Below are 17,684 nucleotides of genomic sequence, written 5' to 3'. Positions count from 1 at the left end.
GGTATTTCGTTTCGGGCACCAAGCGTTAGGTTTTCACCGCTAGCCTGTCTATGCCGGCTTAAATCAAGTGCCTGAGGCAAAAGACCCCGATCTTGCACCGCTGAAAATGCGCTGGCGGCAAAACCGGGTCAAGCGCAGCCAGGCATTGCCTCTCGGTGTGGCTAAGCGGATCGCCGCGCGACGATAAAAAGGCGCGGGAAACGCAGCAGCACCTTGCCGTTCGCCGTCTTCGGATAGGCCTCGGTTATCCCAGCTATGTAGCGCGTGAGAAAAAGCCGGCGCTCGGCCTCGTCGAGCGGGTCGAGGAACGGCTTCAGCCCGGTCGACTTCAGCCACTCGACGATTGCTTCGGCACCGGCCAGCGGATGATTGTAGGCGGTGTGCCAGATGTCGAGCCGATCGGAGAACGGCGACAAAAGATCGTAGTAGAACGACACCGGCGGCAGCGGCCCGCGCGCAGCACCCGCGAGCTTTTCGGCAAACGGCATTTCGGCCGCCGTGTCGCGCATCAGCCGGTGCGAGGGCTCGCTCATGTTGTCGGGCATCTGCACGGCAAGCGCGCCGCCCGGCGCCAAAAATCCCATCAGCCGCTGGAAGATCGCCGGATGCTCCGGCAGCCACTGGAACACTGCGTTGGCGAAGATCACGTCGACAGGCTCCGCCGGCTGCCACGCCGCCGCATCGGCCAACTCGAAGGTTACATCAGGCAAGCGTGCCCTCGCCTCGTCGATCATGTCAGGCGAGGTGTCGAAACCGGTGACCTGCGCGCTCGGCCAGCGCTCGACCAGCAATTCCGTCGAATTGCCCGGCCCGCAGCCGATGTCGACCACCCGGCGCGGTGCCTCCACCGGCACCTGCGTGACCAGATCCCGCGACGGCCGCGTTCGCTCGTCCTCGAATTTGAGATATTGGGCGGCAGACCAGTCGGCCATTTCAGCTCCTCAGATCATTTGAGAATTCGCCGCCCTAAAATAAGAACCTTACCGTGTCAGCCGCTTGTACGTCATCCTGTGCGGATTGACGGCATCGGGGCCGAGCCGGCGGATCTTGTCCTGCTCGTAATCCTCGAAATTGCCCTCGAACCATTCGACATGGCTATCGCCCTTGAAGGCAAGGATATGCGTCGCCAGCCGGTCGAGGAACATGCGGTCGTGCGAGATGATGACGGCGCAGCCGGCGAAGTTTTCCAGCGCGTCTTCGAGTGCCGCCAGCGTTTCCGTATCGAGATCGTTGGTCGGTTCGTCGAGCAGCAGCACATTGCCGCCGGTCTTCAGCATCTTGGCCAGATGCACGCGGTTGCGCTGACCGCCGGAAAGGTTGCCGACCTTCTGCTGCTGGTCCTGGCCGCGGAAGTTGAACGAGGAGCAATAGGCGCGGGTGTTGGCTTCGTATTTGCCAAGCTTGACCACTTCGGCGCCGCCCGAGATTTCTTCCCACACTGTCTTGGTTGGGTCGAGTGCGTCGCGGCTCTGATCGACGTAACCGAGCTTGACCGTCTCGCCGACGCGGATCGTGCCGGCATCCGGCTTTTCCTGGCCGGTGATCATGCGAAACAGCGTCGTCTTGCCGGCGCCGTTCGGGCCGATGACGCCGACGATGCCGCCGGGCGGCAGCTTGAATTCGAGATCATCGATCAACAGCGTGTCGACAAAGCCCTTCGACAGGCCCTCGACCTCGATCACCACATTGCCGAGCCGCTCGCCATGCGGAATGACAATCTGCGAGTCGGTCGGGCGCCGCTTGTCGGCCGCATCCAGCAGATCCTGGAACGCCTGGATGCGCGCTTTCGACTTGGTCTGCCGGGCTTTTGGGCTGGACTGGATCCACTCGCGCTCGCGGCCGATCGCCCGCTGGCGCGCGTCGTCCTCGCGGCCTTCCTGCTTGAGCCGCTTGGCTTTGGCTTCGAGATATTTGGTGTAGTTGCCCTCATAGGGAATACCACGGCCGCGATCGAGCTCCAGGATCCAGCCGGTGACATTGTCGAGGAAGTAGCGATCGTGGGTGATGATCATCACCGCGCCCGGATAGGCGCGCAGATGCTTTTCCAGCCAGGCCGTCGTCTCGGCGTCGAGATGGTTGGTCGGCTCGTCGAGCAGCAAGAGGTCGGGCTGGCGCAGCAGGAGCTGGCATAGCGCGACGCGCCGGCGCTCGCCGCCCGACAGCTTGGTGACGTCGGCTTCCTTGGGCGGGCAGCCCAGCGCTTCCATCGCCATTTCGACCTGCTGTTCGAGATCCCACAGGTTCAGCCGGTCCATCTCGTCCTGGAGCTTGGCCGACTCGTCGGCCGTCTCGTCGGAATAGTTCATCATCAATTCGTTGTAGCGCTCGATGATCGCGGTCTTGGCGGCGACGCCTTCCATGACGTTCTCGAACACAGTCTTGCTCGGATCGAGTGCCGGCTCTTGCGCCAGGTAGCCGACGGTGGCGCCTTCGGCCAGCCACGCCTCGCCGCTCCACTCCTTGTCGATGCCGGCCATGATCTTGAGGATGGTCGACTTGCCCGCGCCGTTCGGCCCGAGGATGCCGATCTTAGCGTCCGGGTAGAAGGAGAGGTGGATGTTCTCGAGCACCTTCTTGGTGCCATAGGCCTTGTTGAGGCCGGCCATGTGATAGATGAACTGGCGTGCCACGCGCGCTTTCCCTGAAAAGTCGACTGTAATGTCGGATTGAATGGAAGTTGGGCGCTATGTAGGCGATGCCGCGCCGAACGGCAAACTGTTTTGGCGCCTCACGCCTGCATTCGGGCCGAAGACGCTCATTGAACTGGCGCCGCTTTCGGTTCGCTGGACAGTCCGGCGAAATCTGCGGTTAACCATTCGGCAGACGTCCCGACATCGGCCTCATCGACCAGATGGGCTGGCTGATGGTGTGGGGCACGACGCTGCTCTTCCTCGACGCCATCCTGATCATCCTGCTTTACAAAAAGCTCGGGGCGTTATCTCCGCAAGGCGCTGTTCTCTCGCATCCTGATCTCCGTCGCTTGCGTGCTCACTTTCGACCAGACTGGATTTTTCACCGCGCTGCACTTCGTCACCGGTGCGCCGATCGCGGTTTTCTTCGGCGGCTGGTTCGCCAAGATGGGGGCGGCGCTTGCCTACAGCATCATGCTGGTCGCTTATATCAGATGGTTCGAGGCGCGGCAGATCCCGGCGCCGCGTGGACTATCCGACATCTTCGACACGTTGACCTATCGCGAGCGCCATGAGGCGCTGGTCGAGCATGTCGACCGCGACGGCCTCACCGGTCTGCTGCACAGAGGACGCTTCGACAGCGACGGCGAAGCCGCTGTTGCGGCCAGCCTGCGGACGGCCAAGCCGCTCAGCCTCTTGGTCATCGATGTCGACCACTTCAAATCGATCAACGACCGCTTCGGCCGCGCCGAGGGCGACAAGGTGCTGAAATCCGTCGCCGCCCTGCTTGGCGAGATTGTCGGTCCAGAGGATCAGGTGTTCAGAATTAGCGGCGAGGAATTCGCCATCCTCTGCTCACGTTCGCATTCGGTCGCCAGGCTGCTTGGCGAAGCATCAGGCACGCGGTCAAGGCATCCGCAAGCACGAGCCGGTTCGACATCACCGTCAGCGCCGGCATCTCCACTGTCAGCGAGACGACCCGCTGCCTTGCCGATGTTTTTGCGCTGGCCGATCAGCGCCTCTACAAAGCCAAATCGACCGGACGCGACCGCGTCGTCGGCGAACCGGGCGGCCACGAGGTTGACAGCCTCACCGCGTGGACCAGATCAGGACGCGGCATCGGCGCATAGCATCCAGACCGGCTCGGCGTGTCACTGGAACTCGATCGGATCGACGGTGCCTTTCGGACAGCCGGCATTGTTCGTCGGCACCGATGCCAGCAACAGCTCACTGAGCGAAGGGTTTGGACCGATCGGGCCGGCCAGGCCGAGCGTCAGTTCGCCGATCAGCCGCCTGCCGCTCGAATGGTCGTTCAGACAGGAGACGCGAACCCGCTCGCCCGCGCCGGGACCGAAAGCACTATCGAAGGCGCTGCGGATCTGGTCGGAGGTCAGATCCCGGCCAACGTTTTGTGTGAAAAGATCACGCACCGGTGAAGCATTCACCGCGCGCGTCAGGTTCAGCGCATCGGAAAAATACTCCTGCTGGCTCTTGCCGTAACAGGTGCCATGCTTGATCCACTCATGCCTGTCGAGATCAGATGCGGTGCCTGGCATCACCTGATCGAGCTCCGACCGCGTGTTCGGCTCGAGCTCGACCGGCGGCAGGTCCCGCCAGTGCGCCGGATTGTCGTTCGCCCTGTCGGCCGCTGCCACCTCGCAATAGAAATTTCCGTTCGGCTGCGGCCACAGCCCATGCAAGGCGAAATGCCTCGCTTCGAAACCGGCAGCCGTCTGCGCCTTGCATTCGGTCTTGCTGGGCTTGGTTTCGCAAAACGCCGGCTGCCAGCTCAGCGCGAGGACATATTCGGGCCTTCCCGAGATCGGCGCAGCGGACTTCTCCCGGTCGACCGGCGCGGGTGCTGCCGGTTCCGTGGATGCGCTGCCACCCGAAACATGGCCGCAGTCGATCCTCACCCAGCGGCGCTCGGGTCGGCGCCCGGCACTCGGATCAGATAGTGCGTGGGAGCATCCTTGTTGCCAGCCAGCAGCTCATAGCTCTGTCCCGCATCGGTCGAGATGTTGCCGGGATTTTTGCCGTTCTTGATGGCCTGTGTCGCTGGACAGGTGGCGTCGGCCACGAAGGAGCCGCTCATCTTCACCTCGGCCCGAGCAGCACCCGTTAGCAACGCGGCGACAAGCGCAAATTCGAAAACCAGACCTGTCCGCGTATGCACGAAAATACCCCGGTGAAAAATGCTGCGGCAACAGACTGCCGCCTCTCTTGGTATCAAATTCTCCATGTCAGAATTGCGATACCCGCGTTGCGACGCAAGAACAGCACTGCGGAAAACAAGGCCAACGGATTGACGCAAAACCGGCGTCGGCGCACACAAACGTCCGCAGGCGTGAAAGACGCGTTGGAGACGAAGCGACAATGTCATTCAGCCAGCAGCGCGTGCTCCGATCGCCGACCGGCGCCCAGCTCAACCTTTATGTGAAACGTGCCGAGGGCCGCGCGCGCGCGGTCGTCCAGATTAATCATGGGCTGGCCGAACACGCCGCGCGCTATGTCCGCTTCGCTACCTTTCTGGGTGAGCGCGGCTTCCATGTCTACGCCCATGATCATCGCGGCCATGGCGCAACCAAGGCGCCCGATGCCCCACTCGGCAGGTTCGCTCAAAAACACGGCGGCGCCAAGGTCGTTGCCGATGTCGCCGCTGTGCACGACCTGATCGCCGGCGACCACCCCGGCCTGCCCGTCATCGTCTTCGGCCATTCCATGGGCGGCCTTGTCGCGCTGAATTTCATCCTTCATCATTCGAGCCGCCTGCACGCCGCCGCCATCTGGAACGCTAATTTTTCCGCCGGGCTCGCCAGCCGTGCCGTGCAAATCATCCTGGCCTGGGAAAAATTCCGGCTCGGCTCCGACATGCCGTCGCGTATGCTGCCGCGACTGACCTTCCAGGCCTGGGGCAAAGCCGTCCCCGATCACCGCACGCCGTTCGACTGGCTGTCGCGCGACGCAGCCGAAGTCGACAAGTATATCGCCGATCCGCTATGCGGTTGGGATGCCTCCGTGTCGATGTGGCGCGACCTGTTCGGGTTCGTCTTCGACGGTGCCGACGACACTAATTTTTCCGGTGTCCGCAAGACCCTGCCGATCTGCCTGGTCGGCGGCGAAAAGGACCCCGCCACCGACGGCGGCAGGGCGGTCAGCCATCTCGCTGGCCGCCTGCACAGGATAGGTTTTTCGAATCTCGTTTCAAAGGTTTACGCCGAGACCCGCCACGAAAGTCTGAACGAGGTGAATCGAGATAAAATCATGGACGATTTCGCCGCATGGGCCGACAGCGTGCTGAAACAACGATGATCGACATCAACAAGATCGGGTTTGGCCCATTGCAAGAACCGTGACAGCATCACGCGGGATTGATACAGGCTGGGTTTCCGATCAATCACGGTGATCCATGACTGAGCCTCCGCTGAAAGGTGTCCGCGTAATCGAACTCGCCCGCATCCTGGCCGGACCGTGGGCGGGGCAGATGCTTGCCGATCTCGGCGCCGACGTCATCAAGGTCGAGAGCCCGGATGGCGGCGACGACACCCGCAAATGGGGTCCGCCCTTCGTCATGAGCCATGACGGCGAAAACCTCTCGGCCGCCTACTATCATTCCTGCAATCGCGGCAAGCGCTCCATCGCCATCGATTTCTCGACGCCCGAGGGCGCCGAGACAGTGCGCCGGCTGGTCGCCACATCGGACGTTCTGATCGAAAACTTCAAGGTCGGCGGCCTGAAGAAATACGGCCTCGACTATGAGAGCCTCAGGGAAATAAACCCGCGGCTGATCTATTGCTCGATCACCGGCTTCGGCCAGGACGGGCCCTATGCGCCGCGCGCCGGCTATGACTTCATCATTCAGGGCATGGCCGGCATGATGTCGATCACCGGCGAGGCCGGCCGCGAGCCGCAAAAGGCCGGTGTCGCCGTCTCCGACATTTTCACCGGCTTGTATTCGGTGATTGCCATCCAGGCCGCACTTCGCCATGCCGAGAAGACCGGCGAAGGCCAGCATATCGACATGGCGCTCTACGACACCCAGATCTCGGCGCTCGGCAACCAGAACCTCAATTATCTGGTCTCCGGAAAATCGCCGGTGCAGATGGGCAACGCGCATATGAACATTGCGCCTTACGAAGTGGTGCCGGTGAAGGACGGCCATATCATCCTGGCGATCGGCAATGACGGCCAGTTCGCTAAATTCTGCGCGGCCATCGGCTTGGACGATCTGCCATCGAACCCCGATTTCGCCACCAATCCCGCCCGGGTCGCCAACCGGGCGAAGCTGCGCGAGCATATAATCGAGGCGCTGAAAACCTTCGATCGCGATCCGCTGCTGGCTAAACTGGAGGCGGCAAGTGTGCCTGCCAGCCCGATCAACACGATCGGGCAGATGTTCGCCGACCCGCAGACCATCGCGCGCGGCATGCGGCTCGACCTCGACGACGGCCACGGCAATCTCTTGCCCTCGGTGCGCGCGCCGATGGTCATGTCGGGCACGTCGCTGGTCTATGAGCGGCCCTCGCCGCGTCTCGGCGAACACACCGAAGAAATCCTTGCCGAACTGGAGAGATCAGGAAAATGAAGACCGGCGGACAACTGATCGTCGATGCGCTTGAAGCCAACGGCACCGACCGCATCTATTGCGTGCCCGGGGAATCCTATCTTGCGGTGCTCGACGCGTTGCACGATTCAACGATCCGCACCATCGTCTGCCGCCAGGAAGGCGGTGCTGCAATGATGGCCGACTGCCATGGCCGCCTGACCGGCAAGCCCGGCATCTGCTTCGTCACCCGCGGACCCGGCGCCACCAACGCCTCGGCCGGCATCCACATCGCCATGCAGGATTCGGTTCCAGTCATCCTGTTCATCGGCCAGGTCGCCAGCCATGCCAAGGGGCGCGAGGCTTTTCAAGAGGTCGACTATGTCAGGTTCTTCGGCGATATCGCCAAATGGGTGGTCGAGATCGACGATGCCTCGCGCATTCCCGAATTCGTCACGCGCGCCTTCGCGGTGGCGACGTCCGGCCGCCCCGGCCCGGTCGTCATCTCGCTGCCGGAAGACATGCTGACCAGCCTTGCCGAGGCGCCAGAAGCCCTGCCCCACACGCCGGTCGAAACGCGGCCGGGCGAGGCCGAGCTCGATGCTCTCGAAAAGCTCCTCAACAAGGCGCAGCGCCCTTTCGTTATCCTAGGCGGCACGCGCTGGGATGCGGAGGCCGTCGCGCGAATGCGGACGATCGCCGAAGCCTGGTCGCTGCCGGTCGGCTGCTCCTTCCGCCGCCAGATGCTGTTCGATCATCTCCACCCGAACTATGCCGGTGATGTGGGCATTGGCATCAACCCGAAGCTGGCCACCGCGATCAAGCAGGCCGACCTCGTGTTGCTGATCGGCGGCCGCATGGGCGAGATGCCGTCCTCCGACTACACGCTGCTCAAGAGCCCCTATCCCGACCAGATGCTGGTCCATATCCACGCCGATGCCGGCGAGCTCGGCCGTGTCTACCGGCCGACGCTGGCGATCAACGCCTCGCCTTCGGCGTTCGTCGAAGCCTTCGCCGGGCGCAAGCCGGCCGCCACGCCGGTCTGGGCGGATGAAACACCGAAGCTGCACGCAGCCTATCTCGACTGGTCGACTCCGCCCGAAAGTGGTCCCGGCTCCGTCCAGATGGGGCCGATCATGAACTATCTCGAAACGATGCTGCCCGACGACGCGATCCTCACCAACGGCGCCGGCAACTACGCCACCTGGGTGCACCGTTTCCACCGGTCCCGGCGCTTTGCCACGCAGGCCGCCCCCACCTCCGGCTCGATGGGCTATGGCACGCCGGCAGCGGTCGCAGCCAAGGAATTGTTCCCCGAGCGCGATGTGATAGCCTTTGCCGGCGACGGCTGCTTCCTGATGAACGGGCAGGAGTTCGCCACCGCCGTGCAATACGATCTGCCGATCATCGTCATCGTCGTCAACAACGGCATCTACGGCACCATCCGCATGCATCAGGAGCGCGAGTATCCGGGCCGCGTCGTCGCCACCGATCTGCGAAATCCCGACTTTGCGGCTTTGGCCCGCGCCTATGGCGGCCATGGCGAAACGGTCGAGAAGACGGCCGATTTCGCGCCGGCCTTCGAACGCGCGCGTGCCAGCGGCAAGCCGTCGATTGTCGAGATCAGGCTCGACCCCGAGGCCATCACGCCAACCCGCACGATGACCCAGATAAGAGACAGGTCGTGATCCGATAGGAAGGGCTGCCCTTTCCGTTGGCGCAAGACTTGGCTACATCGTCGCCGCCTTCTCGATCTGTCCGCGGATCTCGCCGTCCTTGTGGGCCGCCGTATGGATGTTGATGTAGTATTTGCCGGCCATCAGGTCGGCAGCCTGCGCGTCGGTCAGAATCGCCGCCCCCTTGAACGGGCTTTTCGGAGCGCCCTTGAACGGGACGGCGACGCCGGCATTTTCACCCTTTGCCGCCGGACCGTGAATATGTCCGGCCGTCGCCGGGCCGCTGAGACCTGAATACGTCACGTTCCAGGTGAGCTGTTTCGTGGCGGTGTCGAAGACGAGAGCGGCGGTACCCTTGCCCTCCGTGGTGATGGGCGGATTCTGCTGAGCGCCATCGAGCGTCGCCTTCATCTTCATCATGTCGGCCAAAGCCGGTGAAGCGCATAGGACGGAAGCCGAAACGGCCAGCGCCGAAAGCTTCGGCGAGAAGGATTGCATGCGCATGGGAATCTCCGTTGTGGCGGTGACATCCGCTGAAGCTGGATGCACTGGAACAACGGTTGTGGCGAGCGGATGTTTCCACCGGTAACGGCTATTTTACATCCCAGCAAAAAGGGCCGGTCGGTCCGCCCCTTCCGAATTGCTGGCTGCAGAGGCCAGGTTGATCGCCTCTACCCGACCGCCCTATTGATGGCCCTGCCCTACTTGATCGCCTTGTCGGTGATGGCAGTCGTGTAGGCGCCGGTCGGCTCCTTGGTGATGATCTTCTGGTCGAGCAGCGCCTTGGCGGTGCGCGCGTAGGTCGCCGGGTCGAGTTTGCCGTCGGCATTGTCGATCAGCTTGGCGACTTCGCCCATCATGCGCTTTTGGTGGTTCTCGTCCTGGCCGCCATTGTCCATGACGATGCCGGCCGCCTCGTCGGAATTGTCGACGGCGTATTTCCAGCCCTTCATCGAGGCGCGCACGAAACGCACCATCTTGTCCTCGAAGGCCGGATCCTTGAGCTTGTCCTCCAGGGCATAGAGCCCGTCCTCAAGCAGGTCGTTGCCCATGGCGGAGTAGTTGAAAACGATCAGCTCTTCCGGCTTGTAGCCGGCATCGATGAGCTGCCAATATTCGTTGTAGGTCATGACCGAAATGCAATCCGCCTGCTTCTGGATCAGCGGCTGCACGTCGAAACTCTGCTTCAGCACGGTGACGCCGTCCGGGCCGCCGTCGGTCTTCAGGCCGAGTTTGTTCATCCAGGCGTAGAACGGATATTCGTTGCCGAAGAACCAGACGCCGAGCGTATGTCCCTTGAAGTCGGCTTCGGTCTTGACCGGGCCATCCTTCGGACAGACCAGCTGCATGCCGGCTTTCTTGAACGGTTGGGCGATATTGACCAGCGGCACACCCTTTTCGCGGGCGGCGAGCGCGCCGCCCATCCAGTCAACGATGACGTCGGCGCCGCCGCCGGCGATCACCTGCTCCGGCGCGATATCGGGGCCGCCCGGCTTGATCTCGACGTCGAGGCCCTCGGCCTCGTAGAACCCCTTGTCCTTGGCGACGTAGTAGCCGGCGAACTGGGCCTGCGTGACCCATTTCAGCTGCAGCGTCACCTTGTCCGCGGCCATCGCCTGGAACGCGGCAAGCGACATCGCGCCGGCCAGCATCGAAATAACAAGTCTTTTCATGTTTTTACCCTCTGAAGTTAAGTGTTCACCCTTTAGGATCAGGACCTTCAATGCGCTCCTGATTCCAAACCCGCCACCGCTCTATCCACCACGGACGGAGGGATGCCAAAACGTAACGGCTCTCTCGAAAAGAGCGACCACGCCATAAAAGACCGAACCCGCAAGTGCTGCAACTGCGATTTCGGCCCAGACCATATCGATGTTCATCCGCCCGACTTCGGTCGAAATCCGGAAGCCCATGCCGACCACCGGCGTGCCGAAGAACTCCGCGACAATGGCGCCGATCAGCGCCAGCGTCGAATTGATTTTCAGCGCGTTGAAGATGAAAGGGGCTGCCGCCGGCAACCGCAACTTGAACAGCGTCTGCCAGTAACTCGACGCATAGGTGCGCATCAGGTCGCGCTCCATGTGGCCGGAGGCGGCAAGGCCTGCGACCGTATTCACCAGCATCGGGAAGAAGGTCATGATGATGACGACGGCGGCCTTCGACTGCCAGTCGAAGCCGAACCACATGACCATGATCGGCGCCACGCCGATGATCGGTAGCGCCGACACCATGTTGCCGATCGGCAAAAGCCCGCGCCGCAGGAACGGCACGCGGTCGGCCGCGACGGCGGCGAGGAAGCCGGCGCCGCTGCCAACCACATAGCCGAAGATCACCGCCTTGAAGATGGTCTGCCGCACGTCGGCGGCCAGCACCGGCAGCGAATTGGCGATGCGCACGCCGATGGCGCTTGGCGGCGGCAGCAGAATGAAGGGGATGCCCGCGCCGCGCGTCACCGCCTCCCAGATGATCAGGATCCAGGCGCCGAAGATCGCCGGAATGATCAGCCTCAAAGCGGTCGCCGCCCAGCGCGAGGTCGGGCGAAGCGCGGACAGGCCTGTCACGCAGCGCCAGGCCAGAAGCCATGCCGCGGCAAGCAGCAAATAGAAGGATGCGCGAGCGGTCCCCTCATTGCCGGTTATGCCGGCGAGCAGCATCCACGCCGCGCCGTGGGCGCCAAGGAAGAGCAACACCACCCCAATCACCGGTGGGAAATTATCGGCCGCGATTGCCAGAAGCAGCAAAAGGAGAATCAAAGCCACGGTGGCGACAGCATAGCCGGGCGTGGCATTGACAAGCGGCCAAAGAAGCAGCGCTCCGGCAAGAAGGACAAGCGCGGCATACCCCTGCCAGGAACGAGGCGTGATCGACGAAAGGCTGAGGAGATCGCTCATGCCGGCCTCCCGCCCATGGCGCGGTCGACGATGCGCCCGGCCATGCCGACCACCATAATCAGCAGGGCTGCCACGACCGAGCCGGCAACCAGCGCCGACCAGATGTCGATGGTCTGGCTGTAATAGGCGCCGGCAAGCAGCTTGGCGCCGATGCCGGCGACGGCGCCGGTCGGCAGTTCGCCGACGATGGCGCCGACCAGGCTGGCGGCGACCGCCACCTTCATCGAGGTGAACAGGAACGGCACCGACGCCGGCACGCGCAATTTCCAAAAGGTCTGCGAGGGGCTGGCATTGTAGGTGTGCATCAGGTCGAGATGGGTGAGCTCGGGCGAACGCAAACCCTTGACCATGCCGACAGCCACCGGGAAGAACGACAGATAGGTCGAGATCAGCGCCTTCGGGATCAGCCCGGTGACGCCGATCGCCGCCAGCACGACGATGATCATCGGCGCCACCGCCAGGATCGGAATGGTCTGCGAGGCGATAATCCAAGGCATCAGGCTGCGGTCGAGCGTCGCCACATGCACGATACCGACGGCAATCACGATGCCGAGCGCCGTGCCGAAGGCAAAGCCGAGCAGCGTCGAGGACAACGTCACCCAGGCATTGTAGACAAGGCTGCGGTTGCTGGTGACGCTGCGCAGAAACGTGTTCTCGAAGAAATTCACAGCCACCTGATGCGGCGCCGGCAGCGTCGGCTTCGGCTGCGACATCGTCTTGCCGATGAATTCCACAACATCAGGCGTCTCGCCGGCACGGCGGTCGAGATCGCGCTGGAACGGCGCGTTGAGGATGACGGCGAAAACATACCAGAAGACCACCACGCCCGCGAGGATCGAGGTCACCGGAACGATCTTGTCGCGGAAGGAGTCCATCTAGCGATCCTCGCGAGGTTGGCCCCCTCCTCTCCCCAACGGGGAGAGGGTGGCCGGAGCGAAGCGGAGGTCGGGTGACTTCGGCTGCAACGCCGCCAACCACCCTCTGCTGGCAGCGCTGCAGCGTATGTGGCCATGCCTGTTCTTCGTCGTCCTAGGGCGGAGCCGGAAAGCGGCGTGCGTAGAGGGAGCGGCCAACCACGCCTTCGTCATCCTAGGGCGAAGCAACGAGCGAAGCGACGCGGCGCAGACCCTAGGATCCATGCCGTAACTTTCGCGCTCCGCAACGGTGCCGAACAATGCTCCCGACCTGAAGAAAACGTCAGCCGTCGTCGCCTGCGTGGCGGACATTCTGAACCGTTTGGGCCTTTCGGCCGAAGTCACGGAATGGATCCTAGGGTCTGCGCACGCCGCTTCGCGGCGGCTCCGCCCTAGGATGACGAAAGCACGGTTAGCGTCTGCCTCGCTACGGCGATGCACCTCCTGCGTTGAAGGCGCAAGCCAGTGCCGCTTCACCTCAATCATCATAGCTGTGTCCTGCCCTGAGCCCGTCGCGCACGCGTGCCGCGATCGCCAGGAACTCCGGTGTCTCGCGGATGTCGAGCGGTCGCTGCTTGGGCAGCGTCGATTCGATGACGTCGCTGACGCGGCCCGGACGCGGCGACATGACGATGATCCGCGTCGAGAGGTAGACCGCCTCGGGAATGGAATGGGTGACGAAGCAGATGGTCTTGTTGGTCCGTTCCCAAAGCTCCAGAAGCTGTTGGTTGAGATGGTCGCGCACGATCTCGTCCAGCGCGCCGAACGGCTCGTCCATCAACAGGAGATCGGCGTCGAAGGCCAGCGCCCGCGCGATCGAGGCGCGCTGCTGCATGCCGCCGGAAAGCTGCCACGGGTATTTCTGCTCGAAGCCGCCCAGGTTGACGAGGTCGAGCGTGCGCTTGATCCGCGCCGCCTGCTCTGCCTTCGACAGGCCCATGATTTCCAGCGGCAGCGCCACGTTGCGCTCGATCGTACGCCACGGATAAAGCGCCGCCGCCTGGAAGACATAGCCATAGGCGCGGCTCTGGCGCGCCTGCTCCGGCGTCATGCCGTTGACGGAGATGCTTCCCGATGTCGGTTTTTCCAGATCGGCGATGACCCGCAGCAGGGTCGTCTTGCCGCAGCCGGACGGCCCGATGAAGGAGACGAATTCACCTTTGCCGATGGTCAGGTCGACATTCGACAGCGCCTGCACCGGGCCGTCATTGGTCTGGAAGGTCAGGCCGAGCTTGCTTGCCGAAACGACGGCTGGCGCTGTTCCCGTCATAGGCCGCAGCCTGCCTTTTCACGCCGCTGCTGCGCCGGGCGGCATCCGGTTGATTTTGCCGCGATATTGCTTTCCACTCGCCCCGTCCTATCCGACTGAGAGTTCCCACTCGATCGACGCCCAGAGCATCCCAGATGTCGTCCAAACCCACTTGTCATCTTATCCGCCCTGAAAGCTCTTATGAAGGCAAGCAGGGACTGAGTTATTTCACCGGTATCGCCGCCGAGACGGTCGGCTCGACCGGCATCTGCATGCACCTGCTGACCATGCCGCCCGGTGCCCGCGCCAAGGCGCATATGCACGAAAGCCATGAAACGGCGATCTATGTGCTCTCCGGCGAGGTTCATACCTGGTATGGCGACCGACTCGAACAGCAGATCGTGGTCAAGGCCGGCGACCTCTTCTACATTCCTGCCGGGGTGCCGCATCTGCCGGCCAATCTGAGCGACAGTTCGGCCTCGGCTGTCATCGCCCGCACCGATCCCAACGAACAGGAAAGTGTCGTCCTGCTGCCGGAACTGGATGGGCTGGTCGCCTGAGGTCGGCATCGGCGGAGAGGCCATCATCGGCACCGTCACGAACATGATTTCAACGGCCCTATCTCTTCAAGGCCGGGAATGGTGACGAAGAAACCGTCAGCTCCCTTGTTGGTGACCTTGACGGTCTCAGTCTTCGTTCCCTCCTCGCCTTCAGCGAAACAGGTCGAGCTCAACGACTGCGTACCAGGCGCCGTCACCAGTTGCCGCGCGAACCGGCAGCCGCTGCCATAGGTTTCGACGCCGTCGGCGGTCAGCACGACATAGGCATCGCTGTCCTGATAGCCGAGCCATGCACCGGCACAACCGACATCATTGCCATAGGAACCGGCAAGAACCTCAGCCGCTGCCGGTACGCCGGTAATGCTCGCCACAACCAGTGAGGCGATCGCTGCCGAACGCGCCAAGCTCACACCCCGGTCGCCGGAATGCCGGTGCGTTCCACCTTGCGCGGTGCGGAAATTTCCTTCCAGGTCGACAGCGCCCGGTTGACCGCTGCATTCGGCTCGCGAGCGACGAACTCCCCATGGCCGGGCTTCGCCTTGACCTCAGCTTCCTGGATCGACAGTTCGCCGCGCGAGAAGACATAGCGCGGCAGGCCGGTCACCTCAAAACCTTCGAAGACGTTATAGTCGATCACCGACTGCTGCTTTTTGGCCGTGATCTTCTTCTTGCGCTTCGGGTCCCAGACGAGGATGTCGGCGTCCGCACCTTCAACGATGGCGCCCTTCTTCGGATACATGTTGAGGATCTTGGCGATGTTGGTCGAGGTCACGGCGACGAATTCGTTCATCGTCAGCCGGCCGGAGTTGACGCCCGTCGTCCACAGCACCGGCAAGCGGTCCTCGAGTCCGCCGGTGCCGTTCGGGATTTTGGTGAAATCGCTGACGCCGTTGCGCTTTTGGCTGGTGGTGAAGGCGCAATGGTCTGTCGCCACCACTTGCAGCGATCCGGCCTGCAGGCCGGCCCACAGCGAATCCTGATGCAATTTGTTGCGGAAGGGCGGGCTCATCACGCGGCGCGCCGCATGATCCCAGTCCTTGTTGAAATATTCGCTCTCGTCGAGCGTCAAATGCTGGATCAGCGGCTCGCCGAAGACGCGCATGCCTTTCTGCCGCGCCCGCCGAATGGCTTCGTGAGCCTGCTCGCAGGAGACATGCACGACATAGAGCGGCACGCCGGCCATGTCGGCGATCATGATGGCGCGGTTGGTCGCCTCGCCTTCGACCTCCGGCGGGCGCGAATAGGCATGCCCCTCCGGGCCGTTGTTGCCGGCAGCCAGAAGCTTCTGCGAAAGCGCCGCCACCACATCGCCATTCTCGGCATGAACCAACGGCAGCGCGCCAAGGTCGGCGCATCGCTGGAACGACGAATACATCTCGTCGTCGTCGACCATCAGCGCGCCCTTGTAGGCCATGAAGTGCTTGAACGAGGTGATGCCCTTGTCGACGACGGTGGCCATCTCGTCGAACACCTGCTTGCCCCACCAGGTGATCGCCATATGGAAGGAATAGTCGCAGGAGGCCTTCGAGGTTTTATTGTCCCACATCTGCAAGGCCTCGAGCAGCGACTGCTGCGGCGCCGGCAGACAAAAATCGACGACCATGGTGGTGCCGCCGGCAAGGGCGGCGCGCGTGCCGCTCTCGAAATCGTCGGCCGAATAGGTGCCCATGAACGGCATTTCGAGATGGGTGTGCGGATCGATGCCGCCTGGCATGACATAGCAGCCGGTGGCATCGAACTCGTGGTCGCCATGCAGGTCCGGGCCGATGGCGATGATCTTGCCGTGCTTGAACAGCACGTCGGCCTTCCAGGTGCGGTCGGCGGTGACGATGGTGCCGTTCTTGATGACTTTGGTCATTTTTGTTCCCTTGTTTTTCTCGCGCTTCTTGGTGAGCGGCGTTCGGAAGCTTGGTTTCTAGTTCACTCCACAATCACCGCTGTTTCCACCACCGCGTGGAACAGCACGTCGGCGCCGGCCGCCGCCCATTCCTTGGTGATTTCCTCGGCCTCATTATGCGACAGCCCGTCGACGCACGGGCACATCACCATTGCGGTGGGCGCGACGCGGTTGATCCAGCAGGCGTCGTGGCCGGCGCCGGAGACGATGTTGCGATGCGTATAACCCAGGCGCTCCGCCGCATCCCGCACAGCCTTGACGCAGCCCGCATCGAAAGCGACCGGATCGAAATGGCCGACCTGCTCGATTTGATATTTGATATCGAGCGCCTCGCAGATCGTGTCGATGCCTTCGCGGATGCGCGCGTCCATCGCGTCGAGCACCTCCTTTTCCGGCGAGCGGATGTCGATGGTGAAGACGGTGCGTCCGGCGATGATGTTGCGCGAGTTCGGATAGACTTCCATGTGGCCGACCGCGCCTACGGCATCGGGCTGGTAGTCCATGGCGATCTCGTGCACCAGCTCGATCACCCGCGCCATGCCGAGCCCGGCGTTGCGGCGCTTCGGCATCGGCGTCGAGCCGGTATGCGCCTCCCTGCCGGTCAACGTCACCTGCAGCCATTTCAGTCCCTGGCCATGGGTGACGACGCCGATGTCGATGCCTTCGTCCTCGAGGATCGGACCTTGCTCGATATGCAGCTCGAAGAAGGCGTGGATTTGGCGCGCGCCGACTTTCTCGGTGCCCTTCCAGCCGATGCGTTCGAGCTCCTCGCCAAATTTCTTGCCGTCCTTGTCGACATGCGAGTAGACGTCGGCCTGATCGAGCACGCCGGCGAAGACGCCGGACGCCATCATGGCTGGCGCAAAGCGCGCGCCTTCCTCGTTCGTCCAGTTGGTGACGACAATCGGATGTTTTGTCTTGATGCCGAGTTCGTTGAGCGAGCGCACGATCTCCAGCCCGCCGAGTACCCCGAGCACGCCGTCATACTTGCCGCCGGTCGGCTGAGTATCGAGATGGCTGCCGACATAGACCGGCGGCAGATCAGGGTCAGTGCCTTCGCGGCGGGCAAACATCGTGCCCATCTCGTCGAGGCCCATTTCGAGGCCGGCTGCCTCGCACCAGCGCTTGAACAGACGCCGCCCCTCGCCGTCCTCGTCGGTCAACGTCTGGCGATTGTTGCCGCCGGCAATGCCAGGGCCGATCTTCGCCATCTCCATTATCGAATCCCACAAACGGTCTGAATTGATTCGCAGATTCTCGCCCGGAGCGGCCATTCAAGTTCCTCTCATCTATTCACGTATAGGGCGACGGTTCCCGTCGCCGC

The 17,684-nt window shown here is 62.8% G+C and carries 15 protein-coding genes and 2 pseudogenes; 6 read left to right on the top strand and 11 right to left on the bottom strand.

Going from position 1 to position 17,684, the window contains the following annotated elements; all coding sequences use genetic code 11:
- Positions 1-161: 161 nt before the first annotated feature.
- Together tam and ettA are read right to left on the bottom strand one after the other, a co-directional pair.
- The gene (gene tam, locus A9K68_RS14585; RefSeq protein ID WP_065009921.1) at positions 162-932 is read right to left on the bottom strand and encodes a trans-aconitate 2-methyltransferase; all 771 of its coding nucleotides are present in this window, start codon (positions 930-932) and stop codon (positions 162-164) included.
- 48 nt (positions 933-980) lie between these two features.
- Positions 981-2,630, bottom strand: a complete 1,650-nt coding sequence (ettA, locus tag A9K68_RS14580; protein ID WP_065009920.1) for an energy-dependent translational throttle protein EttA — start codon at positions 2,628-2,630, stop codon at positions 981-983.
- 354 nt (positions 2,631-2,984) lie between these two features.
- Between ettA and A9K68_RS32285 the strand changes: the two are divergent.
- Together A9K68_RS32285 and A9K68_RS32480 are read left to right on the top strand one after the other, a co-directional pair.
- Positions 2,985-3,440: pseudogene (locus A9K68_RS32285) on the top strand (GGDEF domain-containing protein); the annotation flags it as partial.
- A gap of 29 nt (positions 3,441-3,469) precedes the next feature.
- Positions 3,470-3,760 (top strand): diguanylate cyclase, encoded by a 291-nt coding sequence (locus A9K68_RS32480; RefSeq protein WP_348640725.1) that lies wholly within the window; start codon positions 3,470-3,472, stop codon positions 3,758-3,760.
- Positions 3,761-3,781: 21 nt separating this feature from the next.
- Here A9K68_RS32480 and A9K68_RS14570 read toward each other — a convergent pair.
- Positions 3,782-4,725 (bottom strand): annotated as a pseudogene (locus tag A9K68_RS14570) (ribonuclease).
- A 281-nt stretch (positions 4,726-5,006) separates the two neighbouring features.
- Between A9K68_RS14570 and A9K68_RS14565 the strand changes: the two are divergent.
- From A9K68_RS14565 to A9K68_RS14555, 3 genes are all read left to right on the top strand, one after another.
- Positions 5,007-5,942 (top strand): alpha/beta hydrolase, encoded by a 936-nt coding sequence (locus tag A9K68_RS14565; protein ID WP_065009917.1) that lies wholly within the window; start codon positions 5,007-5,009, stop codon positions 5,940-5,942.
- Between the two features lie 97 nt (positions 5,943-6,039).
- Complete coding sequence (locus tag A9K68_RS14560) at positions 6,040-7,215, top strand: CaiB/BaiF CoA-transferase family protein (RefSeq protein WP_065009916.1); 1,176 nt, start codon at positions 6,040-6,042, stop codon at positions 7,213-7,215.
- Entirely contained in the window at positions 7,212-8,861 is a 1,650-nt protein-coding gene (locus A9K68_RS14555; protein ID WP_065009915.1) for a thiamine pyrophosphate-binding protein, read from the top strand. The genes A9K68_RS14560 and A9K68_RS14555 overlap by 4 nt, the downstream gene beginning before the upstream one ends.
- A 42-nt stretch (positions 8,862-8,903) precedes the next feature.
- Here A9K68_RS14555 and A9K68_RS14550 read toward each other — a convergent pair whose 3' ends face one another.
- The 5 genes from A9K68_RS14550 to A9K68_RS14530 form a co-directional block, all read right to left on the bottom strand.
- Positions 8,904-9,353 (bottom strand): CHRD domain-containing protein, encoded by a 450-nt coding sequence (locus A9K68_RS14550; RefSeq protein WP_065009914.1) that lies wholly within the window; start codon positions 9,351-9,353, stop codon positions 8,904-8,906.
- Positions 9,354-9,550: 197 nt separating this feature from the next.
- A complete protein-coding gene (locus A9K68_RS14545; RefSeq protein WP_029351531.1) occupies positions 9,551-10,522 on the bottom strand; it encodes an ABC transporter substrate-binding protein in 972 nt (323 codons plus the stop codon).
- An 81-nt stretch (positions 10,523-10,603) separates the two neighbouring features.
- The gene (locus A9K68_RS14540) at positions 10,604-11,740 is read right to left on the bottom strand and encodes an ABC transporter permease (RefSeq protein WP_065009913.1); all 1,137 of its coding nucleotides are present in this window, start codon (positions 11,738-11,740) and stop codon (positions 10,604-10,606) included.
- On the bottom strand, positions 11,737-12,615 hold the full coding sequence (locus A9K68_RS14535; RefSeq protein ID WP_065009912.1) for an ABC transporter permease: 879 nt from the start codon (positions 12,613-12,615) through the stop codon (positions 11,737-11,739). The genes A9K68_RS14540 and A9K68_RS14535 overlap by 4 nt, the downstream gene beginning before the upstream one ends.
- A gap of 517 nt (positions 12,616-13,132) precedes the next feature.
- Positions 13,133-13,924 (bottom strand): ABC transporter ATP-binding protein, encoded by a 792-nt coding sequence (locus tag A9K68_RS14530; protein WP_065009910.1) that lies wholly within the window; start codon positions 13,922-13,924, stop codon positions 13,133-13,135.
- 134 nt (positions 13,925-14,058) lie between these two features.
- On the opposite strand from A9K68_RS14530, the gene A9K68_RS14525 reads away from it, so the two are divergent.
- On the top strand, positions 14,059-14,463 hold the full coding sequence (locus A9K68_RS14525) for a cupin domain-containing protein (RefSeq protein ID WP_029351539.1): 405 nt from the start codon (positions 14,059-14,061) through the stop codon (positions 14,461-14,463).
- Positions 14,464-14,498: 35 nt separating this feature from the next.
- Here the strand turns inward: A9K68_RS14525 and A9K68_RS14520 are convergent, their stop codons facing one another.
- From A9K68_RS14520 to A9K68_RS14510, 3 genes are all read right to left on the bottom strand, one after another.
- Positions 14,499-14,873 (bottom strand): hypothetical protein, encoded by a 375-nt coding sequence (locus A9K68_RS14520; protein ID WP_246811378.1) that lies wholly within the window; start codon positions 14,871-14,873, stop codon positions 14,499-14,501.
- Positions 14,870-16,321, bottom strand: coding sequence for a dihydropyrimidinase (gene hydA, locus A9K68_RS14515; RefSeq protein ID WP_065009908.1), 1,452 nt, complete (start codon positions 16,319-16,321; stop codon positions 14,870-14,872). Before hydA ends, A9K68_RS14520 begins: the two co-directional genes overlap by 4 nt.
- A 62-nt stretch (positions 16,322-16,383) precedes the next feature.
- The gene (locus tag A9K68_RS14510; protein ID WP_065009907.1) at positions 16,384-17,634 is read right to left on the bottom strand and encodes a Zn-dependent hydrolase; all 1,251 of its coding nucleotides are present in this window, start codon (positions 17,632-17,634) and stop codon (positions 16,384-16,386) included.
- Positions 17,635-17,684: the final 50 nt, after the last annotated feature.

Origin of the sequence: Mesorhizobium sp. AA22 (genome assembly GCF_001672375.2) — a bacterium.
GTDB lineage: Bacteria > Pseudomonadota > Alphaproteobacteria > Rhizobiales > Rhizobiaceae > Mesorhizobium > Mesorhizobium wenxiniae.
The sequence above is the reverse complement of the archived record's forward strand: the minus strand, read 5'-3'. Positions and strand labels throughout refer to the sequence as shown.